This window comes from Rhizobium sp. BK060, assembly GCF_014193145.1.
Lineage (GTDB): Bacteria > Pseudomonadota > Alphaproteobacteria > Rhizobiales > Rhizobiaceae > Rhizobium.
The window spans coordinates 35,522-59,532 of sequence record NZ_JACHYW010000029.1 but is presented as its reverse complement, the minus strand read 5'-3'; the positions used below and the strand labels follow the sequence as shown (position 1 = coordinate 59,532).

The 24,011-nt window shown below is 59.2% G+C and carries 21 protein-coding genes and 1 pseudogene; 14 read left to right on the top strand and 8 right to left on the bottom strand.

Annotated features, from left to right (window positions below; translation table 11 throughout):
* Together FHT71_RS31905 and FHT71_RS25535 are read left to right on the top strand one after the other, a co-directional pair.
* A partial coding sequence (locus FHT71_RS31905) for a DUF4082 domain-containing protein (RefSeq protein ID WP_245505437.1) occupies window positions 1-606 on the top strand: 606 nt, incomplete at its 5' end.
* A gap of 101 nt (window positions 607-707) precedes the next feature.
* Complete coding sequence (locus FHT71_RS25535) at window positions 708-1,892, top strand: GTP-binding protein (RefSeq protein WP_132589558.1); 1,185 nt, start codon at window positions 708-710, stop codon at window positions 1,890-1,892.
* A gap of 316 nt (window positions 1,893-2,208) precedes the next feature.
* Here the strand turns inward: FHT71_RS25535 and FHT71_RS25530 are convergent, their stop codons facing one another.
* Window positions 2,209-3,003: a TIGR01458 family HAD-type hydrolase gene (locus FHT71_RS25530; RefSeq protein WP_183722587.1), complete on the bottom strand. Its 795-nt coding sequence runs from the start codon at window positions 3,001-3,003 to the stop codon at window positions 2,209-2,211.
* Between the two features lie 126 nt (window positions 3,004-3,129).
* Between FHT71_RS25530 and FHT71_RS25525 the strand changes: the two genes are divergently transcribed.
* Window positions 3,130-4,056: a cation transporter gene (locus FHT71_RS25525; protein ID WP_183722586.1), complete on the top strand. Its 927-nt coding sequence runs from the start codon at window positions 3,130-3,132 to the stop codon at window positions 4,054-4,056.
* Window positions 4,057-4,070: 14 nt separating this feature from the next.
* Here the strand turns inward: FHT71_RS25525 and FHT71_RS25520 are convergent, their stop codons facing one another.
* Entirely contained in the window at window positions 4,071-4,508 is a 438-nt protein-coding gene (locus FHT71_RS25520) for a VOC family protein (protein WP_183722584.1), read from the bottom strand.
* Between the two features lie 222 nt (window positions 4,509-4,730).
* On the opposite strand from FHT71_RS25520, the gene FHT71_RS25515 reads away from it, so the two are divergent.
* The 9 genes and pseudogenes from FHT71_RS25515 to FHT71_RS25480 all read left to right on the top strand — a co-directional run bounded on the left by FHT71_RS25515 (window position 4,731) and on the right by FHT71_RS25480 (window position 15,054).
* On the top strand, window positions 4,731-5,189 hold the full coding sequence (locus FHT71_RS25515) for a hypothetical protein (protein ID WP_246718090.1): 459 nt from the start codon (window positions 4,731-4,733) through the stop codon (window positions 5,187-5,189).
* Window positions 5,190-5,660: 471 nt separating this feature from the next.
* Complete coding sequence (locus FHT71_RS25510) at window positions 5,661-7,049, top strand: diguanylate cyclase (RefSeq protein WP_183722582.1); 1,389 nt, start codon at window positions 5,661-5,663, stop codon at window positions 7,047-7,049.
* A gap of 206 nt (window positions 7,050-7,255) precedes the next feature.
* Window positions 7,256-7,698 (top strand): annotated as a pseudogene (locus FHT71_RS31900) (N-acetyltransferase); the annotation flags it as partial.
* A 296-nt stretch (window positions 7,699-7,994) separates the two neighbouring features.
* Window positions 7,995-8,921: a helix-turn-helix domain-containing protein gene (locus FHT71_RS25505; RefSeq protein WP_132589568.1), complete on the top strand. Its 927-nt coding sequence runs from the start codon at window positions 7,995-7,997 to the stop codon at window positions 8,919-8,921.
* A gap of 106 nt (window positions 8,922-9,027) precedes the next feature.
* Window positions 9,028-10,539: an alpha-N-arabinofuranosidase gene (locus FHT71_RS25500; protein ID WP_183722580.1), complete on the top strand. Its 1,512-nt coding sequence runs from the start codon at window positions 9,028-9,030 to the stop codon at window positions 10,537-10,539.
* A gap of 245 nt (window positions 10,540-10,784) precedes the next feature.
* On the top strand, window positions 10,785-11,885 hold the full coding sequence (gene ugpC / locus FHT71_RS25495; protein ID WP_132589572.1) for a sn-glycerol-3-phosphate ABC transporter ATP-binding protein UgpC: 1,101 nt from the start codon (window positions 10,785-10,787) through the stop codon (window positions 11,883-11,885).
* On the top strand, window positions 11,878-12,813 hold the full coding sequence (locus FHT71_RS25490; RefSeq protein ID WP_183722578.1) for a sugar ABC transporter permease: 936 nt from the start codon (window positions 11,878-11,880) through the stop codon (window positions 12,811-12,813). Before ugpC ends, FHT71_RS25490 begins: the two co-directional genes overlap by 8 nt.
* Window positions 12,810-13,661: a carbohydrate ABC transporter permease gene (locus FHT71_RS25485; RefSeq protein WP_183722576.1), complete on the top strand. Its 852-nt coding sequence runs from the start codon at window positions 12,810-12,812 to the stop codon at window positions 13,659-13,661. The genes FHT71_RS25490 and FHT71_RS25485 overlap by 4 nt, the downstream gene beginning before the upstream one ends.
* A gap of 67 nt (window positions 13,662-13,728) precedes the next feature.
* Window positions 13,729-15,054 carry an extracellular solute-binding protein gene (locus FHT71_RS25480; protein WP_183722574.1) on the top strand — a complete coding sequence of 442 codons (1,326 nt, stop codon included), beginning with the start codon at window positions 13,729-13,731 and terminating at the stop codon, window positions 15,052-15,054.
* 98 nt (window positions 15,055-15,152) lie between these two features.
* Here the strand turns inward: FHT71_RS25480 and FHT71_RS25475 are convergent, their stop codons facing one another.
* The 6 genes from FHT71_RS25475 to FHT71_RS25450 all read right to left on the bottom strand — a co-directional run bounded on the left by FHT71_RS25475 (window position 15,153) and on the right by FHT71_RS25450 (window position 21,918).
* Complete coding sequence (locus tag FHT71_RS25475) at window positions 15,153-16,358, bottom strand: MFS transporter (RefSeq protein ID WP_183722572.1); 1,206 nt, start codon at window positions 16,356-16,358, stop codon at window positions 15,153-15,155.
* Window positions 16,359-16,450: 92 nt separating this feature from the next.
* Entirely contained in the window at window positions 16,451-17,887 is a 1,437-nt protein-coding gene (locus tag FHT71_RS25470; RefSeq protein WP_183722570.1) for a M81 family metallopeptidase, read from the bottom strand.
* 8 nt (window positions 17,888-17,895) lie between these two features.
* Window positions 17,896-19,815: a beta-N-acetylhexosaminidase gene (locus FHT71_RS25465; RefSeq protein ID WP_183722568.1), complete on the bottom strand. Its 1,920-nt coding sequence runs from the start codon at window positions 19,813-19,815 to the stop codon at window positions 17,896-17,898.
* 25 nt (window positions 19,816-19,840) lie between these two features.
* Window positions 19,841-20,617: an SDR family oxidoreductase gene (locus tag FHT71_RS25460; RefSeq protein WP_132589586.1), complete on the bottom strand. Its 777-nt coding sequence runs from the start codon at window positions 20,615-20,617 to the stop codon at window positions 19,841-19,843.
* Window positions 20,618-20,644: 27 nt separating this feature from the next.
* Window positions 20,645-21,508 (bottom strand): MurR/RpiR family transcriptional regulator, encoded by an 864-nt coding sequence (locus FHT71_RS25455; protein ID WP_132589588.1) that lies wholly within the window; start codon window positions 21,506-21,508, stop codon window positions 20,645-20,647.
* Window positions 21,509-21,528: 20 nt separating this feature from the next.
* Window positions 21,529-21,918, bottom strand: a complete 390-nt coding sequence (locus FHT71_RS25450; RefSeq protein WP_183722566.1) for a RidA family protein — start codon at window positions 21,916-21,918, stop codon at window positions 21,529-21,531.
* Window positions 21,919-22,029: 111 nt separating this feature from the next.
* On the opposite strand from FHT71_RS25450, the gene FHT71_RS25445 reads away from it, so the two are divergent.
* Complete coding sequence (locus FHT71_RS25445; protein ID WP_132589592.1) at window positions 22,030-22,515, top strand: hypothetical protein; 486 nt, start codon at window positions 22,030-22,032, stop codon at window positions 22,513-22,515.
* A gap of 20 nt (window positions 22,516-22,535) precedes the next feature.
* Window positions 22,536-23,996: a M81 family metallopeptidase gene (locus tag FHT71_RS25440; protein WP_183722564.1), complete on the top strand. Its 1,461-nt coding sequence runs from the start codon at window positions 22,536-22,538 to the stop codon at window positions 23,994-23,996.
* Window positions 23,997-24,011: the final 15 nt, after the last annotated feature.

The following is a 24,011-nucleotide window of genomic DNA, read 5'->3' as shown; positions in this document are numbered from 1 at the left end:
ACGCCGACGACAGCCGGCACGTCCGGCATCAAGGTAACGGCAACCGACCTTGCCGGCCTTGCCGCCAGCGAGACCTTCAACATCACGGCGACGACAGCTCCCACGACCTACAGCCTGTTCGGCGCCTCCAATACGCCGGCCCAGACAAACCTCAACGATGGTCAGCAACTCGAACTCGGCGTCAAGTTCCAGTCAAACGTTGCCGGTGATGTCACCGGCATCAAGTTCTACCGCAGCGCCAACGACACCGGCCAGAACGTCGTCGACCTGTGGACCACCGCAGGCACCAAGCTCGCCACTGCCACCTTCACCAACACCTCGGCGAGCGGGTGGCAGACGGTGAACTTCGCGACCCCTGTCACGATCACCGCCAACACCACCTATGTCGCCTCCTACCACACGACCGGCGCCTATGTGGCGACCGATGGCTTTTTCACCAGCGGCGTCACCAGCGGTCCGCTGACGGCCCTGTCAAGTGCCGCCGCCGGTGGCAACGGCGTTTATGCCTACGGCGGGTCCGCCACCGCGGGTCTCTTCCCGACGAGCACCTTCGATTCAGCAAACTACTGGGCCGATGTGGTCTTCCGGCCGCAGCTCGCCGCATGAGGCATCGGACGAGATTACGGGTAGGCTCCGGACGCGAGTGATACAAAGCAGATTCTTGCGGTGGCAACGTCGTTCCGAAGGGCGACATTGAAGGGATGACGATGAACAGGACAGAAAGGCTACCGGTGACCGTGCTTGCCGGTTTTCTCGGGGCTGGCAAGACAGCGCTTCTCAGCCACGTGCTGGCCAATCGCGAGGGTCTGCGGGTTGCCGTCATTGTCAACGACATGAGTGAGGTGAATATAGACGCCAGTCTCATTCGAGATGGCGGCTGCAACCTGTCGCATACGACGGAGACATTGGTTGAGCTGAGCAATGGCTGCATATGCTGCACCCTGCGGAACGACCTCTTGACGGAAGTGCGGCGACTGGCCGAGGACGCGCGATACGACTATCTGTTGATCGAAGGGACTGGCATTGCGGAGCCACGCCCTATCGCGGCAACCTTTTCGTTCCGCGACGAGAACGGGGTTTCCCTCTCCGATTTTGCGAAACTTGACACGATGATCACCGTAGTCGACGCTGCGAGCCTTTTAGCCGACTACAGTAGCGCCGATCTCCTGCGTGACCGTGGCCTGGAGCGGGACAGTCAGGACCGGCGGACATTTGTTGATCTCTTGGTCGACCAGATCGAATTTGCCGATGTTGTGGTGATCAACAAGATTTCGGACACGACCGAGGAAATTCGCGCCGAGGTCCGCAAGGTGGTCGCTGCACTCAATCCGGATGCGCGCCAGGTGGAAACCGATTTCGGCAGGATTCCTCTTGCGAGCGTCCTCAACACCGGCCTCTTCGATGAGGCGAAAGCGGCTGCGCACCCGCTGTGGCACAAGGAGCTGTACAGCTCAGGCGCCCATGTTCCGGAGACAGAGGAATACGGGGTGTCGAGCTTTGTGTACCGCACAAGACGTCCCTTCGATCCGATGCGGTTTCGAGCATTCCTGGATGAGCCCTGGCCGGGCGTAATTCGCGCCAAGGGCCATTTCTGGCTTGCCACGCGCCCGCGTCATGTGGGGCTCATGTCGGCTGCCGGCGTGCAGCGGCGCTGCGAACCCATGGGGCTCTGGTGGGCGGCCGTTCCTTGGCAAGATTGGCCGAGCCATACGCAGTTTCATGAGCATCTGAAGAGCCAGTGGGACAGCGTCTGGGGCGATCGTCGCCAGGAGCTCGTGTTCATCGGTGTGGACATGGACGAGACAGGCGTCCGTGTCGCGTTGGACGGTTGTCTGGCCAGCGCCGATCCGCAGGACTGGTCCGCACTCGAAGATCCGTTTCCGGCCTGGTAGCGCGGGCAGCGCTGCTCGACATTGGCCTCGGCCTCGTCGATCTCGCAGTCTCTCCTGACCGGCACCGCGCAGCGTCGAACTGCTTGAGGACCTTGTAGCGAAGCACAGGCCGCCGGACCTGCCGTCTTCGACATGGGCCCCGAAGGCCGCGATGCGTCTTGGCCGCAAGGTTCTCGAGGAACAACACATTCATCGTCCCCTTCAGGCCGACATGTTGCTCGCCGATCTCTCCCCCGGCCACTGTGACGATCGGCACGCCTGCGACACCGGCCTCGTCGCGTGTCAAACCAGACAGCGCCGGCAGGCTGCGTTGATGTCAATCGCCCTTAGCAGACATTCCCAGGATGAGCTGGGTGGCCTCCTCGATACTTGCGACGATAGCCGTCGGTCGTGGTTCGACCTGCCTCTCGTCTCCGGCGCGGTATTTCCCCGTTCGAACCAGGATACCCGCGCCGATCCCCGCCCTAAGTGCTCCGGCAACATCGCTCTCGACGTCGTCCCCTACCATGGCGACATCGTGCGGGCGGCAGCCCATGCTTTCCACCGCTGCGGTGAAGAAATCTCGAGACGGCTTGCCAAACAGAATGGCTTTGGTGCCGGCGGCATATTCGAGCGCCTCGACGAAGGCGCCCGCGTCCAGGCTCAAAAGGCCGTCGTGATCCTTGAAAGCGCGATTGCGGGCCAGTGCCAGGAATGGCGCACCCTTCTGCAGCTTGCGGAAGGCTTCGTTCAGACTGTCATAGCCGAAGGCTTGTGCCGCATCACCGATGACGACAGCGCAGGGACCCGAGGTGCTGCACTCGGCGAAATCCTCTTCAAGGTCCGGATGAACCAGCAGATGCGGCGCGTATCCGTTCTTTTTCAGCCAACCACAGGCAGCCGCAGCGGGGGCGAACAGTCTGTGCAGCTCAACCTCGATGCCATGAGATCGGAGATGTTGCGCAAGTTGGCGTTTGGATTGCCGCGTCGTATTGGTCACGAGCCGGACAGGCAGGCCGGCCGATTCAAGGCTCACGATACACTGTGCTGCTCCCGGCAAAACCCTGTCACCGTCGAGCAGCACGCCGGAAACGTCAAGAAGGACACCCTTGACCATAAGATAAGACTGCATGAGGGCGGCGCGTCGGTCAACGCACAACAAAGCAGGCGACGGGTCCGAATGGCTCCGGACGTCTTCACCATCGGTCCGGAAACGATAGAGTGAATGCGGTGCCGTGCCATCGTGGGGGAAATGCGGATGTGGAGTGAGCAGGGTTTTTTACGCATTTCGATCGCTGCCACGGTTGTGGTTGCTGCGCTCGGTGTCGTCTTCGGCATATTGTCGGGCTCGTTTTCCATCGCCTTCGATGGCGTCTATTCGCTGGCGGACGCGGCAATGACGGGGCTCGCGCTGTGGGTTTCGAGCCTGATCGTCAAGTCGGCGCAGACCGATGCGCTCTCCGGCAGAATTCGCAACCGCTTCACCATGGGCTTCTGGCACCTGGAACCGATCGTCCTCATGCTCAACGGCTGCCTGCTCATGACGGTGGCAGTCTATGCGCTGATCAACGCGATCATCAGTATCCTCAACGGCGGTCACGAACTGCATTTCGGTGTCGCGATCGCCTATTGCGCGGCGACATTGCTCGTCTGTGTGGCCATGGCCGGAATGGGCATCAGGCTGAACCGCAGCCTGCAATCGAATATCATATCGCTCGATATCACGGCCTGGATCATGTCCGGCGGGATCGCGCTCGCATTGCTGATTGCTTTTCTGGTCGGCCTCGCCGTCCAACCGACGCCCGCTGCCTGGGTCGCCAATTATGTCGATCCGGTCGTCCTGACGCTCGTCTGCCTGGTGATGATCCCGCTTCCGATCGGCACCGTCTGGAAGGCGCTGACGGAAATCCTGCTGATCGCGCCGGCCGATCTGAAGGACCATGTCGATGAGGTTGCATTGGAGACGGTTCGCCGCCTTGGTTTCCTCTCCTACCGCGCCTATGTCGCTCGCGTCGGCCGCGCGACGCAGATTGAGCTCTACTTCATCGTTCCAGAGGGCCTGCCGCCCAAGACGGTGGAGGAATGGGATGCGCTGCGCGACGAAATCGGTGCGGCAATCGGCGACGAGAGTGCCAATCGCTGGCTCACCATTGCCTTTACCGCCGATGTCGAATGGGCGGAATAGACGCCTTATTGCGCTCAGCAGAGTTCTTGGGCGAGTCCGATGAGAATCCCTTCAGGCCCACGGATGTAGCAGAGCCGATACGCGTCTTTATACTGGACCACTTCGCCTACGAGCTGCGCGCCGCGCGTGCGGAGCCGTTCAAGCGTCTCGTCGATTTCGTCCACTGCGAACATGACGCGGAGGTAGCCTAGGGCGTTAACCGGGGCTTTCCGGTGATCTGCGACGACAGGCGGCCTGATGAAGCGGGAAAGCTCGAGCCGGCTGTGGCCGTCCGGTGTGCGCATCATGGCAATCTCGACCTGCTGATCGCCCAGTCCCGTGACACGTCCGGCCCATTCTCCTTCGATCACGGCCCGTCCTTCGAGCTCGAGGCCAAGTTCGCGAAAGAAATCAATCGTCCCGCCGAGGTCTTCGACGACGATTCCGACATTGTCCATCCGCTTGAGGGCCATGTTTCCAATCTCCAAGGTGTCGTTTCAATCTGCAAGGTGTCGCCTCGTCTAACAAAGGACGTTTGAGGCAACCCAACACCGACAGCCATCTACGCCCAATTCGTTGTTTTCCACATCAGAAGCTTGAACCACGGGCCGCCTCAAATTTCCGCCCCGTTGTCAAACGGTCTCTAAGATCTGTCGGCTATCTGGTAAGCCGCGCTTGATGGTGATCAAGGGTAAATGTCTAGACGCAGCAACATCCAAACATGTCGCGTACGAAAACCGGTACCGTTTGGTACTTTTTTACTTGCTAGTAAGGCAGCGCGAAGTAGAGAGGTGCAAGTCGCCTATAACGAGGGTCGTATGGTCACCGCTATTTCGAATTCGTCGACATCGACAACGTTGCTTTCGACATCAGCTTCTTCATCTTCGTCGGACGATGCAGCGAGCATCAAGCAAGAGATCGCCAGCAAGAAGGCCGAACTTGCCAGCACGAAGGACCAGAACGAAGCGCAAGCACTGCAAGGCGACATTTCAACGCTTGAGGCAAAATTGGCCAAACTGGTGAAGTCTTCGAATACAGCCTCTGGCCAGCAGGTCGGCGGCCAGCCGCCGAGGCTCTCTGGTGAAGGTGACCGCATCGGAACCAAGAACTTTGATGACGACAGCGAATTCGGCGAGCGGGTTGCTTACGTCTGATTTCAACGCTCCCGCTCTAAAAGCAGAGCGCTTTGGTGACGAATTCGCCCCCGCCACCCTGCGCCTGACCGGCGGACAGATCGCCGGCTGCAGTGCGGTGCGAACGTGAAAACGTCCGCCAAAGCCGCTGGAAACCGGCAAAGGAATAGTTCCTTTCCCCAGACGATGACCGGGCCTCGGTTGCCTCTATCGGCATGGTGTGGAACACAGTCAGCCCCGCAACTGCGCCAACTCACCCGACTTCGATGGTATTTGGCGACCCCGAAGGAAAGGTGCACGGATTGCTCGCGCGCAATCTCAGTGAAAAATTGGCACGAGAAAGATTGAAACTGAGGCTCTTTCTTCACGACTTCTAAATTAAGCGCGTGCATAGGTCATCTGCAAATGGCGGGTGGTCACACAAGCCAAGAGCGCCGGGTTTTTGGATTGCTCGGCGACCTTCCGCGCAAGAAACGCTGTTCGTTGAGAAAAATGCCCAGACAAATCGATGCCACCCGGCAATTCTTCTTCAGGGTCATTCTGCCACTTGTGCTGCTGACCGCACTGCTGCTCGTTGGTTCGGCTGGCGGTTTGATCTGGCTCGCAAACTATCAGACGGAGACCGCGATCAGTGAACAGGCACGATTGGCGCGTGCCGCAATTGACGTTCACGGCAAAGCCCTTGCCAAGGGAGCGTCAGATTATGGCCATTGGGATGAAGCCGTCGTTGCAATCGTCGATAACTTCGATTTTCCCTGGATCGACGGCAATATCGGCCACGCCGGCGAGGATAGCTACGGCTTAGCAATGTCGTTCGTGCTGGATCCAGAAAATCGCACCGTTTACTCTTATGTCGATAAAAAAGGCGGGGCGGTGGATGCCCGGTCTCTGTTATCGAACGGCTTCAACGAGATTGTTGCGCGCACTCGTGGCGGCGATCGCGTCAGCGCGACGTTTGGCCTGGTCAGCGCCGGAAATGAACTCGCTATGGTGGCGGTAGCGCCCCTGCGTCCTTTCGTTGACAAGACACGGCCTCAGGATACGGGCTATCTGGTTGTGTTTGTGGACGTCTTGACCGCAGCCCGCCTGGCCGACCTTGGAAATACCTATCTGCTGCCCAATCTGAGACTCGCCGATATTGATGACGAGAGTGTAGACCCTCGTGCGCGAATCCGCTTTTCCGACGAGATAAAGGCGACGGCCCGCTATCTGGCCTGGGATCCTGCGCGTCCCGGTGATGCGCTCTTGCGAACGGCCGGACCGATTCTTGTCATCACCTTATGCGCCTTCGTGGCTCTGTCGGTATTCGTACTTCGCTATTCGGGAGAGGCGGCACGGCTGATCCGCAGCAGCGAGGCGCGCGCCATGCGCGACGCACTTACGGGCTTGCCCAATCGCGTGCTGCTGCTTGATCGCCTGGATCGCCTCATTGGCCATCTGAAAAGCCGCCAGCCGGGCGTAGCCCTCATGTATCTTGATCTGGATGGCTTCAAAGCGGTCAATGACGGGCACGGCCATGCGGCCGGCGATGAGCTTCTCTGTCAGGTCGCGGAGCGGTTGCGATCGCTCCTTCGCGAGCAGGATACGGCGGCCCGCCTCGGGGGCGATGAATTTGTGGTGGTGATGCCGGGGCTGACAAACCGTGACGAGTTGCGGACACGTGCAAGCAGGATCATCGAGACTTTGCGATCCCCCTACAGGGTGACGGACACTGTCGTCGAAATCGGTGTCAGCATCGGTATCGCAGTCTCGCCCACCGACGGACGAGAAGGCGCCGATTTGTTACAGAAGGCCGATCAGGCGCTCTACCTGGCCAAATCCAGTGGCAAGGGAACAGCAAGATTCCACTCGGATAAGGCCCTTCAGGTGGTCGGCGGCTAGCGCATTTTGTGTAGGAAGTCGTCATGGAGCAGGTGCTGGTTCGCATGAGCCCTGAAGGATTCGCCGAATTTATGGAAGTCCTATCTCGTAAGGCAGCCCCAGGTCCCGAGATGGTGGAGCTTGCCAGGCGGCCCGCGCCTTTGGAACCTGGCTACGTGGCGAAGCGGTAAGACGTCTCGCCATCGGCTCGCGCGCTTACCACCACGCATGACGTTTCTAACTTCTCCTGCGGAAAACCCACGCTCGATCGCTGGTTGAAGACGCGCGCGCTCACCAATCAGCAAAAGGGCTTCACGGCCGTTCTCGTAGTCCACGAAGCCGGCCTGGTGGTCGGATGTTGTGGCCTTGCCCCTACAGCTGTGGTTGCCTCTATCTTGCCGCGCTCAATTCGCACGGGCCAACCACCCGATCCGGTTCCCTGCCTGCTTCTCGGTCAACTCGCTGCCGTCACGGCATGGGCGGGGTGCGGCATTGGCGCGGGTCTGGTCAAGCACGCCCTCCAGCGTTCGGGCCTTGATGGTCAACGCCATCGACGACGAAGCCGCTGAAATTTTGGCGGCGGCGAGGTTTCACACCTTCGAAGGATGATTGGTTCGTGCTCTTCCGCTCCATCGCAGACATCGCCGCATCGCTCGGAGACTTCGGCTAACCGTTCAATGGCGGCCCCGTCCTGATCCGTGTGACTTGCCTCCGCAGCGCACGCGCCCGTAACCTCGCCTCATACGGCAGCGCGCAGCAAGACGCTTTGCGTATTCAAGCCGCTTCATGTCCCAGGCCGACGCAAGACAGCCCAGGCAGATAGAGTTGCCTGGAGGCCCGCCCTGATGCGTTTTCCTGCAGAACACGCCTGTGGTCGCTTCTGATCAATCAATCGCGATCGTCCAATTGATAACATCACATTTTCTGATATAAAACAACGATTGTGTTGTCGTAGATCGGAGTCCCATGAGCCGCAACTTTCTTGTCGTCGAGCCAGAAGAGGGGATGCCTATCCTCAAAGGGCTCGCATCTCCGGCTCGCATCGCCGTATTGAAGCTCCTGCACGAGAGGGGGGCGATGAACGTCAACGAAATTGCTGATATACTTGACCTGCCGCAGTCCAGCGTATCGACCAACGTGCAGATGCTCGAAGAGGCCGGGCTGATCCAGACGGAAACCCAGAAGGCACGCAAGGGCAACCAGAAGGTCTGCCGTAGCGTTTACGATGAGATTCTCGTCGTCTTCAAGAACGAAATCAAGGAAACCAAACCGGACGCGATCGAGGTGTCGATGCCGCTTGGGCTCTATACGAGCTTCGAAGTGACGGCGCCTTGCGGGCTCTGTTCAGCCGATGGCATCATCGGGCTACTCGACGTTCCCAATACATTCCTCGATCCGGACCGGATGAAAGCCGGGCTCATTTGGTTCACGCGAGGCTACGTCGAGTATCAGTTTCCCAACAACGCGCGACTGACGAATACCAGCATCCGCGAGATTGAGTTCGTGATGGAACTGAGTTCCGAGGTTCCTGGCACCAGCGCCGACTGGCCCTCCGACATCACCCTCGCGGTCAACGGTACCGATATCGGAACCTGGACGTCTCCGGGTGATTTTGGCGACAAACGTGGGGTTTTCACGCCCGACTGGTGGAAGCTGAAGGGTTCGCAGTACGGCAAACTGAAGAACTTCCGCATCAATGACGATGGCGCTTTCGTCGATGGATTGCGCATTTCCGATGTAACCCTTGCCGATCTGAAGCTGGACGAACACCATTCAGTCCGTCTGCGCATCGGTGTGCGCGACGACGCCAAGCATCCCGGTGGCATCAACATCTTTGGCCGCGGCTTCGGCAACTACGATCAGGACATTCTGCTGCGCCTGAAGACTCGATGAGTCTATCCGATTTTCTGAATTTTACGCTTGACCGCGCCTCGGGGTTCCGCTTTATTGATCTCAAATTGTGATATAAATCACAAAAGACGATACAGTGGAGGACACCATGAGGGCTGCGGTTACAGCGCACAGTAAATACACGATCTCTGACATCGATCCGCGCCTTTATGGCTCATTCATCGAGCACCTCGGTCGTGCCGTTTATACCGGCATCTACGAGCCTGATCATGCGACTGCTGACGAAAGCGGCATGCGCAAGGATGTCATCGAGCTCGTCAAGGAACTGAATGTTCCGATCGTGCGCTACCCCGGTGGCAATTTCGTGTCTGCCTACAATTGGGAAGACGGCATTGGCCCCAAGGAAAGCCGTCCGACGCGCCTCGATCTTGCTTGGCACACCTGCGAGAGCAATCAGGTCGGCATCCACGAGTTTGCCGATTGGTGCACGTCGGCCAACACCGAGATGATGCTTGCCGTCAACCTCGGCTCGCGCGGCCTCGATGAGGCGCGCAACTTCCTCGAATATGTCAATCATTCCGGCGGCAGCGAGTGGAGCGACAAGCGCATTGCCAATGGCCGCAGCCAGCCCTGGGACGTCAAACTCTGGTGCCTCGGCAACGAGATGGACGGCCCCTGGCAGATCGGCCACAAGACGGCGGACGAGTATGGCCGGCTAGCGCATGAGACTGCCAAGGCCATGCGCGCCTTCGACAGCTCGCTCGAACTCGTCGTCTGCGGGTCGTCGAACGCACATATGCCGACCTATCCGGAATGGGAAGCAACCGTGCTCGACCACACCTACAATGAGGTCGACTACATCTCGCTGCATATGTATTTCGAAAACCGTGCCAAAAACACGGCCAACTATCTCGCTCGTAGTATCGAGCTCGACAATTACATCGGAACGGTCGCAGGCGTAATCGACTACGTCAAGGCGAAGAAGCGCTCCTCCAAGAACGTATACATCTCGTTCGACGAATGGAATGTCTGGTACCACTCTAAGGAGCGCGACAAGGCAACGCTTGCCGGCGCAAATGGTTGGCCGCATGCGCCGGCCCTCCTGGAGGATGACTATAACTTCGAGGACGTGCTGCAGGTCGGCTGCATTCTCAACACCTTCATCAACCGTGCGGATGTCGTCAAGATTGCCTGCCTGGCGCAGCTCATCAACGTAATCGCTCCGATCATGACGATCCCGGGTGGTCCGGCATGGCGCCAGACGATCTTCTATCCGTACTATTTCGCCTCCGTCTACGGACGCGGAACGGCACTGAAGCTGATGGTCGACAGCCCGACCTACAAGGTCGACGATCTAGGCGATGTTCCCTATCTGGACGTCTCAGCCGTGCATGATGCGGACAAGAAGACGGTGACCTTCTTCATCGTCAACCGCCATGGCACGGAGACGCTCGATCTCGACGCCAGCCTGCTCGAATTCGGTATGCTGCGGGTGATCGACGACCAGGTCGTCGCGCATAGCGATCTCAACATCACCAACACCGCCGACAAGCCCGACAATGTCGTGCCAAGGGCCGTGACCGGTTCAAGCATCGTCGACGGCAAGCTCAGCGCAAAGATCGCGCCGCTCTCCTACCGGATGATCCGCCTGCAAGTGTAATCTAAATCCTGTTTTCGGATACGTATCAAACGATATGTTGACAAAGCAATTGTATGATTTAACGTCAGCACATCGGTCTTGACGTGCCACTGGGAGGAAAAGATGGGAGCGAGCGCTTCTGTTTTGGCACTATCACTGACTGAGGGAGGTCCGTTTGTCATAGCGGACGCTCTTTCGGTGGAAGCATGCCATCTTCGTGTTCATATCGGTATTTCGGGTTCCGCCTGCAATTCAGGAGCAGTCGGATGACCGCCAATATTGAAATCCAGAATGTCACCAAGCGCTATGGCTCGATGACCGTCTTGGACGGCTTGTCGTTGTCAATCAAGGCGAACGAATTCCTGGTTTTCCTTGGCCCTTCCGGGTGCGGCAAGTCTACGCTTCTTCGCATGATCGCGGGCCTTGAAAGCGTGGATGGCGGGACGATCTCAATCAATGGCGAGCGCATCGATACACTGCCGCCCGGCCAGCGCGACATCGCCATGGTGTTCCAGTCCTATGCACTCTATCCGCATATGACGGTGGCCGACAACATGGCCTTCGGATTGCGCAACATCAACGTTTCGGCCGATGTGATCTCCGCGCGCATTGCAGAGGCGGCTCGCATGCTCGAGATCGGCCACCTCTTGGAGCGCAAGCCGGGCCAACTTTCCGGCGGTCAGCGTCAGCGTGTCGCCATTGGCCGCGCGATCGTCAAGGAACCAAAGGCCTTCCTCTTCGACGAGCCGCTATCGAACCTCGATGCGGCGCTGCGCGTTCGCACCCGCGTCGAGCTTGCACAGCTGCGCCATCGGGTCAGATCGACAATGATCTTTGTCACGCACGACCAGATCGAGGCCATGACGCTGGCCGATCGCATCGTCGTGATGAACAATCGGAAGATCGAGCAGATCGGCACGCCGATGGAGATCTATTCACGCCCGGCAAGTCGTTTCGTCGCCACCTTTGTCGGGTCGCCGACCATGAACTTCCTGTCCGTCGGCCTCTCGGAAGAAAATGGTTTCCTGCGTGCCAAACTTCCGGATGGCACGCAATTGCAGACGGCGATCCGTGCAGGTGGGGTCAAGGCCGGCGAACATTCGCTCGGCATCCGTGCCGAGGCCGTCAAGCTCGCCAATGGCGTTGCAGCAACGACGACGGGGAAGGTGGATGTATTGGAACGCCTCGGCGACCGGACGCTTCTCTATACCCGTCTCAAGGATGGCAGCGCAGTCGTTGCCGAGGACATCGGCAACAGTCGCGTCATGATCGGCGACGAGGTGGCACTGGTGCTCGATGGAAGTCGCGCGCATCTCTTTGATGATGCCGGTCACGCCTGGCACAATGAGGAGGCCGGTCATGGCTGAGGCGGCACTTTCCTCCGCCCGGTCTGCCGCTGGCATCACTGCCCGGCAGAAAGTGCAGAACATCAATGCGCCACTCTGGCGAAACGCACTCTTCGTGGCGCCCTACCTCTTCTTTTTCGTGACCTTGCTTGTCGTGCCGCTGTTCTGGGGCATCTGGCTCAGCCTTCACAAGGCTGACGCCTTCGGCGTCGGCCGCTTCGTCGGGGTCGATAATTACATCCGGCTCTTCAGAGACAGGGTCTTCATCCAGGCCGTCGGCAATACCTTCTACTTCGTGCTTCTGACAGTGCCGACGCTTGCTATCTTGGGTCTGCTTTTGGCGCTCGCCCTGAACCGAAAGACGAAAATGGCAGCCGCGCTGCGCGTCGTCTATTTCTCGTCCTCCGTCCTGTCCGTGACAATCGTCACGCTGATATGGCGTATCGTCTTTATCGGCAACTTCGGCCTGCTTGCCACCATCTACGGTTGGTTCGGCGTGCCAGCGCCGGCCTTTTTGTCCGACCCGAACCTCGCCATGATCAGCATAGCGATTGCCACTGTCTGGTGGTGCATCGGCCTGCCAATGATGCTCTTTCTCTCGGCGCTGCAGCAGGTGCCGGCAGAAATCTATGAAGCAGCGGCCCTCGACAATGCCAGCCGCTGGCGAACGCTCTGGTACATCACGCTCCCTTCGATCCGGCGGACTTTCGTGCTCGTGCTGATCATCCAGGTCGTGCTGCAGTTCCAGCTCTTTGGCCAGGCAAAGCTGATGACGCTCGGTGGCCCGAACAACGTGTCGAAGCCTATCGTGCTTTACATCTACGAAGCTGCGTTCAGGCAGTGGGACCTCGGTCTCGGTGCCGCCGCCTCTGAAATCCTCTTCATACTGATCCTGATTGCTGCGATGGCGCAGTACTTCATCTCGCGACGCAAAGGAGAAGAAGGATGAGCGCTTTATCCGGTGAAAACATGGTCGGCCGCTCGAGCGGTGATCGCGTGATTCTTCTCCTGGCACTTGTCTGCGCACTGATCATGATGGCGCCGGTGCTGTGGGTGATCGGACTATCCCTCAAGGACAACAAGGAGCTGATGGCGGACATGAACTCCGTCTTTCATGCGCCTTACACGATCAACAACTATATCAACATCCTGGCAACATCGTCGGTATTCCGCTGGATATTGAACAGCATCATCGTTGCCGGCGGCTTGACGATCTTCACGCTTTGCCTCTCGTCGCTTGCAGGCTACGGCTTCGCACGTCTGAACTTTCCGTTCCGTAACACGCTCTTCATCATCGTGTTGCTCGGACTTGCCATCCCTGAGCAGGCGGTGCTCATCGCTCGTCATCAGATTTTCTCCTGGCTGAAGTTTCACAACACCTATCACGGTCTGATCCTGCCAGGATTGTCGGCACCCTTCGGCGTGTTCCTGATGACGCAGTATTTCAGGGCCATCCCGAAGGAACTCGACGAGGCAGCACTGCTGGACAATGCCAGCCGTTTCAAGATCTTCTGGAAGGTGCTGCTGCCGTTGACGGTTCCCGCGCAGGCGACGCTCGGCATCTTCACCTTCCTTGGTGCCTGGAACGATTATCTCTGGCCGCTGATCTCCGGCACCAGGAAGGAAATGTATACTCTGACGATCGGGATCGCCTCGACGCAGACCAATTTTGCGCAGTCGGAAGGTCTCGGCTTTCTGATGTCGCAAGCGGTCTTCGCCGGCGCCCCGATCCTCGTTCTCTACCTGTTCTTCCAGAAATACATCGTCACGGCAGTGTCTGGCGCCGCCGTGCGCTGACGTCGAAACCGGCTCCCGGGGAGGGGGCCTAGCCAAGGGTCGCAGATCCAATGAGGAGGAGATGGAAATGACGCATACTTTGAGAAAATACATGCTGGCGGCGGCCTCGGTGATCGCGCTTGCCGGCGCAAGTCCGGCCTTTGCCACCACCGAACTGACGGTGCAGCGCTTCTTCGGGGCTTGCGACGCCGATTTCGGTACCAACACCGACGTCAGCAAGGCCGTTGGCGAATGCGGCATCATCACCTCGCTCATCAACAAGTTCAACGCGGACAATCCGGATGTGCATGTGACGGTGACGACCGTCGAATGGCCAGGCTACGATCAGCTAACCGCACAGTTCGCCGCCGGCGATCCGCCTGACATTGTCACCATCCACCAATCGGTGCTCGCCGATTATCAGGCCAAGGGCCTGCTGATGCCGCTCGACGAGGTGCTGAAGTCCGTCGGTGTTGCGGCCACTGACTTTACCGACGCCAGCTTGAATGGCGTGACCAAGGACGGAAAGATCTACGGTCTGCCGATCGACAACTGGACCATGCTGTATCACATCAACATGGACCTCTTCAAAAAGGCCGATCTCGTCAATGCCGACGGCACGCCGAAGCTGCCGACGAGCGTCGACGAGCTCTTGGCTCAGGCTAAGCAATTCAAGGAAAAGACCGGCAAGCCTTACTTCGTCCAGAATCTCGCCAATGAAGTCGCGCTTTATACGCGCAACCTCTACACCTACCTGTTCCAGCAGAATTCAGACTTCTTTGCCGATCCGAAGCAGGTCAAGATCAATACGCCCGAGGCCAAGAAGGTCCTTGAGATGTACAAGGCGGTCTACGACAACGGCTACACGACCAAGGATCTGGACTACGCCGCCGGCATCAACGCCTTCCTCGCAGGCGAAGGCGGTGTTCACCTGAACGGGACCTGGGTCATCGGTGACTACACGGCATCATCGGAAAAGTCCGGCACAGCGCTCAACGCCGGCGGCTATGCCGTCTATCCCTATCCGCAGCTCTTCCCGGGCAAGAAGGCGCAATACGCCGACGGCCACAGCTGGGCCGTCTCGCAAAAGGACCGATCCGAGGAACAGACCGCTGCCATCGGGAAGTTCTTGAAGTTCTTCCATGACAACGATTTCGACTGGTCACGCACCGGCCATTTGCCGGCCGTCAAAGCGGTGTTGAATTCTGATCAGTTCAAGGCCCTACCGCATCGCGACACGATTTCGGCGATCGCCACGCTCGGCACGCCGCTTCCGTCCACCGTCCAGCGCCAGTTCGCGATCCAGGACATCATCGGCCAGGAAATGAGCGCAGCGATCACCGGTCAGAAGGAGATCGACGCAGCCCTTTCCGACATGGAACAACGCATCAACGAGCTGCTCGCCAACATCTGAGGCTCATACTCTCTCCCGAGCCTGAGAGCAGATGCCCGCCGCCGGTCTCGCGGCGGGCATTTTCGGTGACGTGGCTGACGGTTAAAACATTGATCGTCTCAGCGCCGTCGTTTGGTTCCATCGAAGAAGAGCAGCAGAAAAAGGCCCGAGAGGCCGGCCACAGCACCGATGATTGCCGTTCCGGAATAGCCGCCGCCGAGGCCGGTGCCGATCGCAAAGAGGAGCGCGCTCAGCCCCGCGCTCAGGAAAATGTTGACGGATATCAGCGCACTGCCGAGACCCGGCCGCTCAGCAATCAGATCCTGCAGATAGGTGATCGGGATGCTGATGAGCGCCGCGGCGCCGATTCCACTGACGAGCGTCAACGCATAAGCATGCCATGGCGCGGACGCAAGGCCGAGCAGTACGAGGTAGACGACGTAGATGATCGTACCGATCGCCAGGGCCGTGACGGGGTTCATGATCCGTTGGGCACGGCCCCAGACGACGATAAAGACGACTTCGAGGAAGGCGACGATGCCGACCATGATCCCGACATCGCCAACGGTCCCATGCGCGGCTCCGGTAACGATCAGCGGCAGGATGGCGCCGTTAACATGAAGAGTGCTGCTGATCAGCGACACCGCGATCACACGAATGAAGACACGTGGCGAGATGACTTCTGCAAGCGCAGCAAGATAGGAAAGATGGTGTGTGGCCGCCTTGTCCGTGCCGTTCTGGCGCGGCAGGAAGGCTGCGATCAGGCCAAGACACACCATGCAGGCGAGGCTCGCAAAGAGATAGGCCGGCAGCATGCTTGTCGATCGCGACAGAAATATTCCGACAAGGCCCGGCACAAGTACCCAGGAGAGCGAGATCATCGCCCGCACACCTGAGTTCACCGTTGCCACGTCGCCGCGTGGCATCCCGTTGGTAGTGGCGCGTACATTGGCGAAGAGCAGGGAATTGAGTGCGTTGTAGATCGGCAGCAGCAACAAGGCACTGACGATGAACGTTGCCTGCGCGGGAAAGAGGTAGACCGCGCCGTAACCGAAGATACCGAAGACGGCGACCGTCACCATCAGCGACCGATACTCGACAAGTCGGTCCGCGAGATTGCCAAGGAGAATGCTCACGGTGACGTTGACGGCTGCGGCGGCAAATATCAGCGCCGAGTAGAGGGTGTTGCTCAGACCCAATTCGCGAATGCCAATAACCGATTGGTATGGCGAGGTTGCCGCTCCGGCAAAGCCAAAGGCAAAGATAGCAAGCATGCTGACCCGGATCGTCGGGTCGCGGAAAACATCGGGGAGGAGACGGCTCATGACATGTATCGTGCGGCGACAGGTCACCGGGTATTGCGGATGAAGGCGCCTTGGCAGCTTTGGCGTGAGGCCGAAGCCTGCTAAGCGATGGATCAGTCTTGCCAGCGCGCCGAAAGGCGCACATGTGGTTCGTATTCGAAGTTACGATCGAACGGGAAGATCGGTCGAGCGCGTCGGTTACTGACCAAGCCTTCGATGTCCTGGTTCACGACGCCCCCGGTCAATGCCATCAGGTTCGGATTGGCGATCGGCGCCAGTTCCGGGGAAAGATAACCGGACTTGACCACAAGCACCCGCACTGACTTCGGATCGAGCCCGAGCCGCTCGAAATCCGCTATATTGTGATAAGGACGCCGCCGTGCCGCGAGCACCACGGTCATGCCCGCAGTGCTTATGACCGCCTGACGCTCGGCGGCCGGGCCCGGGTCATCGAGGAAAAGGACTTCCGCTTCGATCTTGACAGGCGAGCTCGACACGTCGAGGGCTGCGCCGATGCGGAGTCCGATCCTTGCACCCTTGCCGGCTGCAAAGCATGCCGCGACGGCCGGTGGATCGGTGATACCGGCAACCAGCGCTCCTTCAAATCCACGTGCCAGCAGTGCTCTCAGCACGTCGGCCCGGTCGCCAACGCCGCCACCTGTCGGGTTGTCACCGGAATCTGCCAGGATGACAGGTGCTGTCGAGGCGTTCACCACAATGTCGAGCATGGCGTCGAGCGGACCGGTAACAGGACCAAAGACAAAGTGGTCGCGCGCATTCCAATAGGATAGTGCGATCTCTTCTGCGGCTGTGACGGCCGCTTGCTTGTCCGTCGCTGTGACGACTGCGCAGGCGGTCGCCCGAGGTTCATCCGCCCACACATAGCCGATCATCAAATTGGCATCGAGGATGCCCTCGCGCTGATCGATTGCAGACAGTGCTTTGTACAGGCGCCTTGCGGGCTCGTCTTCGCTCGACGTTCGCTCGCCCGGCCAGAGAACCGGCACCGGAGCCCAGGCCACCCCTGGCCGCGTGCCCGATCTTAAGGTATCCACCAGCAGCGACCATGCACGCACCATCGTTTCGCGCACATCGATGTGCGGCGCGGTCCGGTAGGCCGCGAATATGTCGAGCTGGTCGACGATCCTCTGGCTGACATTGCCGTGCAAATCATAACTCGCTGCGATCACGCAATCAGGACCGACGACAGAGCGGGCAGCGGCAATCCAGTCGCCCTCAGCGTCGTCCATTGCCTCGACATTCATCGCGCCGTGCATCGCAAGGTAGAGGCCTTCGAGCGGCAAGGCAGCTTTCAGCCGGTCAAGAAACTCGGTTTTGAATGCCGCGTACGCCACCCTGGAGATCGGCCCCCCGGGCACTGCGCGCGCATGCAAGAGCGGTAGGTGCTCAACCCCATCGGCTTTCAAAAACCCGAAGTAGTCCGAAGCCAGGAGATCCCCGCCGCGCAGAACGCGAAAGTCCTCGACTGTCATCAGCACCGGCGAATAGGTGCTGCATTCCGTGTGAATTCCGCCCACTGCAATCCGCATTCTCGGCCTCACAATTTCGGGCTCAGAGGCACGATCGCAGCGAAGCGATTCCAGTCCTTCATCGCCCGTGGCGTCCATGCGGCTTCGGCAATCGCCGGCAGGCGTGGGAAAACAAGCCGGTTGAAGTAGCCGCGTGACAGGAAATGTTCCGACCAGATGCAGGCCTGGACGCCCTTCATCTTGTCCTTCAGGTCCTCCGGAAAGTCGCCCTCAGCTTCATAGGCGTAGGTATGCGCCGGCGGCACGGTTCCGGCCCAACTTGCGCCGGGCTCCTGAAACGCCTCCGCCTGAACCATGTCGAGATAATAGGCCTGGCCGGGAGTCATGACGACCTCGTAGCCTTCCTTGGCCAGGTCGATGCCAACCTGCGGGTTCTCCCAGGCCATCAGCAGTGTGTCCTTGGCTGCAACACCGCCACCATGCGCCACTTCGTTCCAACCGGCGAGCTTACGGCCGCGCGCCGTCAGCATGTCCTTCACACGCTTGAGGAAATGGGATTGCAGTGCGAACGTGCCTGAGATTGCCTCCTTCTCCATCAATGCCTTGGCAAGCGGAGAGGCAAGCCACGAACCGTTCGCCACCTCGTCACCGCCGATGTGGAGGTAGGCGGAGGGAAACAGCTCGACCATCTCGTCGAGCACTTTTTCGAGAAATTCGTAGGTCAGTGGCACCGCGGGATTGAGCGCATTGTTCGGATATCCCTGTACGGAATGATAGCTCTCCGGCGCTTCCTGGCCGTCGGTCAGACCGGGCAGTGCCGTCAACGTCGCCGTGCTATGACCGGGGATATCAATTTCGGGGATGATCTCCACGTTCAATTCCGCAGCATGGCCGACGATGTCGCGCACATCAACCTGGGAGTAGAAGCCGCCGACAGGTTCGGCAGCGTTGCCAAGCTGCGGCAAGAGAGGCTCGTTCGGACCGCGAAGGACGCCTGTCGTCGTGAGTTCGGGATAAGCCTTGATTTCCAGCCGCCATGCCTCGTCGTCGGTCAGATGCCAATGGAAGATATTGAGCTTCAGCCAGGCGAGGATGTCGATCAGCCGCTTGATGTCGGCTGTCGGATAGAACTGACGCGAAACGTCGAGATGGCAGCCGCGCCAGCCGTATCGCGGCCGATCCGAAATCGCGCCGGAGACCGGAAAGCGAAACGTTTGCGGTTGGCTGCGAGCCCCATGCAAGAGCTGCGCAAGCGACGTCAGTCCATATTGACGCCCAGCGGCATCGGCAAATGACAATGTGATGCGCGTGGCCTTGAAGCCGAGCTTGTAGCCTTCAGGGGCAACCGTCGTATCGAGCAGAAACTGCAAGGGCCGTCCCTGGGCCGAGGCAGCGAGATTGAACGGCGCATGATCACTCTCGAACAGACGATGGCAAAGGGAAAGCACCGTCGAGACTGCCCGCAGATCGTCTGTCGACGATCCTTCCGCGGGATAGAGAACGACGGGGAAATCCCAGCCTGGCTCGGCGTCGATTTCCGCCGGCCAGGGCTGCAATGAGAACGGCAGTGAAAGCTTGCCTTCAGGAAGAAGGACCGGCGGCGGCTCGTTCACGCGTCCTTCAAGAAGCAAATCGGAAACGGCAACCGTGATGTGCTTGCCATCCTGAAGCGTCACATAGGCGGACTTCGCACCATCGGTGCAATGGCGAGCCGGCCGGTGCAGGCCGCTGACCGTAAAAGTCCAGCTCTTTCCCGGCTCGAGAAGAAAGCCCTGCGGCGGAGCAAACTCATGGAAATTGGCGTTGCGACGCAGAAAGGTTGCGTTCCCACAAGCGTTCGCATCGATGACGCGCGTCAGCGAGGTATAGACCAGCGTGAAGCCAGAAAGCGCGACCTCGCAGAGATTGAAAAGGGAAAAGCTAAAGCGGCCGTTCGGACCACCATCGGGCTGCCACGAACTCTCCAGGCGAAAAGGCGCCAAAGTCATATCGGTTCCTCTCTTAATATGTCTCTTAATAGTGCTCGGACTGCGAGAATGTCCGAGCGATCTCAGCCTGACCGGCAGTCAGCCCGCAATCCACCGGCAAGCAGACGCCGGTAATCGCGGCAGCCTGCGGTCCGGCAAGAAACGCCACGGCGTTAGCGACATCGCTAGGGTCGACGACCCGCTGGAGCGGGTACCAGCGGCGAGCCTCTTCGAAGACGTTGGGGTTAGTGGCTGCACGCGCCTCCCATGCCTGCGTACGTACAGTGCCGGGCGCAACTGCGTTCGAACGGATACCGAGCTTTCCGTATTCTACCGCCACCAACTTGGTGAAATGCAGCAATCCCGCCTTCGCTGCGCTATAGGCGGGGTGGCCAAAGACGTTCATGCCGTTGACGGATGCGATGTTGATAACCGAGCCCTTCGACGCCTCGAGCAGACCTTCGACGGCGCGGAAGCACAAGAAGGCAGCCTCGAGATTAAGCGCATTGTCCATCCTCCAAATCTCGGGCGTGGTATCGTGGAGGCTGACGGCGCGTGCGGCCCCTGCATTGTTGACCAGCGTACGAACCGAACCAAACGAGGCGGCCTGCTTTGCCATTTCCGCGACGCTTGCTTCGCTGGTCACATCGCAGCCGTGCGCGGCAAAGTGCTCGACTGGCCCCAAAGCGCGGGCGGCCTTCTCGGCGGCAGCAACGTCGATGTCGACCATCAGGATGACATCGTGATCTTCCGCAAGCCGCTCAGCAATAGCCCGTCCAATATCGCCCGCAGCACCGGTTACGATCGCTACCGTCTGTGTCATTTTGCATCCCTTTTTGGCATGGAATTGTTAGTCCCCGAGCAGTTGCCGGTCGTCGCCATCGCGGTGGGCAACGAGCTGTTGCTTGATGCGACGCAGGGCCACCGCGGCCTTTGGTTGGATCGCGTAAGCAACGAGGCTGGCGAGAATATCGACGACAGCCAGATAGGCGATCCGCGTCGAGGTGGGCCGGAAGATATTGCTTCCTTCCTGTAGGTCGATAGGAACAACAATTTCCGCTACTTGCGCGACCGGGCTATTACTCTGGGTGAGCGCGATCGTCGTCACCTTGGACTCACGCGCAAGCGCGAAAGCGCGTACGAGCTCGGTGTTTCGCCCGGTGAAGGACGACCCGATCAACACGTCGGTCGACTTGGCGGCGGCGGCCATCATCAATTGCATGCCATGGTCGGAGCTTGCCGTCACATGCAAGCCGAAGCGAAACAGGCGGTTTTGCAATTCGCTGGCAATCATGGACGAGTTGCCGCCGGAGCCGAAGGCATAAATCATGTCGGCGCGCGAAAGCCGTTCAGCAGCCAGTTCGATTGCAGCAACGTCCAGCGAACGATGAAGCAGGAAAAGTGCGTTCTGTGCCTTGGTGATAATGTCCTGCGCGACATCACCGGGGTTGGTGCTTTTGGGCTCCGGCTTCAGGTAACGCATACCGACATAGGCTGTCCTTGCGAGCTGGACCTTAAAATCGGAAAAGCTCTCGCAGCCTAATCGCCGGCAGAAGCGCGTGACCGTCGGCGGCGACACATCGGCCTTTTCAGCAAGCTCGATGATCGAGGCGTTGACCGCAAACTCGAAGTCATTGAGGAGGATATCCGCGATGCGGTTTTCCGAGGGCGAAAGCCTGGCCTTCTCTTCTTGCAATGTCGAGAAAATGTCCATCCCGCCCTCCGTCGTTTGCGCTACTGGTCCTTCGGCCTATACGCTACGCAGTCGATTTCGACCTTGCAATCGACCATCATCGACGACTGAACACAGGCCCTTGCCGGCGGGTGTTCGCCGAAATACTGCTGGTAGATCGCATTGAAGGTCCAGAAGTCGCGCGGATCATCGAGCCACACGCCGCAGCGCACCACGTGCTCAACGCCGTATCCGGCTTCTTTAAGAATCGCCAGCATATTCTCGATCGTCTTGTGCGTCTGCGCGACGATATTTCCATCGATGACTTCGCCATTTTCCATGGCAACCTGCCCCGAGACATAGAGCCAACCGTCGGCTTCGACGGCACGCGCAAAGGGCAGGGGCTTACCGCCGGTACCTTTTTGAACCGTGCCATAACGCTTGATGGACATCGATCGATCCTTGCAAATTATTTTCGTATTAAGTTGACAAATGACCATAGAAAGCAGAATTTGACCAGTGAAAACTGCCATTAATGAAAAGAATTTCAATCCGGGGGAGATATGCGCGATCCGTTCAAGAACCCATTTCCTGCGTCCGACGTTACGCGGCACTCGATCTGGGAGATGCTGGTTTCCCGTGACATCGATGCATTCCTCGCCGCCGACTGGTCGATGGTGGAGCATGATTTCGTCGAGGAAGGCTTTATCGGGATCGATGGGCGCAAGCAGGTAAGCCCCGACAACTGGCGTCTGGCATTTCCGACGCTATCGGCCTATCGCGACGAGTGGCTGCGCCAGGCAAACGACTTTGCGACGCAATCTTTCGCTGAAGATGCCCGCACCGCGATCTTTGCGACCACCACGCTTGAAGACATCGAGGTTGAGGGCGACATGGCGCTGGTGCGCAAGAAGTTCGACGGTGGGCTCACCAAGGCCGACGGTACGCGTGATGTGATGCAGTGGCAGACGCTCTACTATTGCCGCCTGCATGAAGATCGCTGGAAGATATGCGGCTTTACCGGCTACCTGCCGAACCCGATGGGCTGATCAACACAAAGGCCGAACCCTTGCGCATATTCACGGCGGCGCTCGCAACCGAGACCAATACCTTTTCTCCTATCTGCGTCGATCGGCGCGCGTTCGAGGCGTCTCTGTATGCGCCTCCCGGCCAGCATCCGCAAACCCCAACCCTGTGCTCGGCGCCCATCACGGTTGGGCGCCGGGTCTGCGCAGAGAAGGGATGGGAGCTGATCGAGGGTACGGCCGCCTGGGCTGATCCGGCCGGATTGGTGAACCGATCGACCTACGAGGGTCTGCGCGACGAGGTGCTGAACCAGCTCAGGGCTGCTATGCCGGTCGATGCCGTTGTCCTCGGTCTGCACGGCGCCATGGTTGCGGCCGGCTACGAGGATACGGAAGGTGACATATTGGCGCGCGTGCGCGAGATCGTCGGGCCGGACATCCTCGTCTGCGCTGAGCTTGATCCGCACAGCCACCTCACAGCCAAACGGCTCGCGGCCGCAGATTTCTTCGTCTACTTCAAGGAGTTCCCACACACCGACTTCGTCGATCGAGCCGAGGACCTCTGGCGGATTGCCGTCGAGACCCTGGAAGGCCGGCTGGCCCCTGTCATGTCCGTATTCGACTGCCGGATGATCGACGTCTATCCGACCTCGCGCGATCCGATGCGATCCTTTGTCGACAAAGTCATGCGCCTCGAGAAGGAAGACGCAGACATCGTGTCCATCTCGGTCATCCATGGCTTCATGGCGGGTGACGTACCGGAGATGGGGACCAAGATGCTTGTTGTCAGCAACAACAAGCCGAAGAAGGGCGAGGCCTTAGCGCGTGAACTCGGCCTCGAGCTGTTTTCCAAACGCGGCACCTTCATCATGCCGCAGATCGACGAAATTGAGGCTGTGACGCAGGCCGTCGCTGCAACCTCCTGGCCCGTGGTCATCGCCGACGTTTGGGATAATCCCGGCGGCGGCACCGCCGGCGACGCTACCGTGCTTCTCCAAGAGCTCTTAGATCGGAAGGTAAGTGACGCCGCGATCGGCACGATCTGGGATCCGATGGCTGTGCAGATCTGCATGGCGGCGGGGCAGGGCGCCGAGATTCCATTGCGTTTCGGCGCAAAGTCTGCACCCGGCACCGGCAACCCGGTGGACGGCGTCGTCAAGGTGGTGAAGCTCGTCGAGAACGCACAGATGCGGTTCGGTGAAAGCTATGCGCCGTTCGGGGATGCCGTGCACATCACGCTCGACGGCATCGATATCATCCTGAATTCGACGCGCGCCCAAAGTTTCGATCCAAGCCTTTTCTCCGTCATGGGGATCGATCCGACGTCCAAGAAGATCCTGGTCATCAAGTCGACCAATCATTTCTACGCCTCCTTCTCGAAAATCGCCGCGGACATCATTTACTGCTCGGCCGGAACGCCTTATCCCAACACTCCAGCCAAGACAGCCTATCGTCGGGCGCCGAAGAATATCTGGCCGATGGTCGCCGACCCTCACGGCCGCTAACGCGGAGAGCGTCAT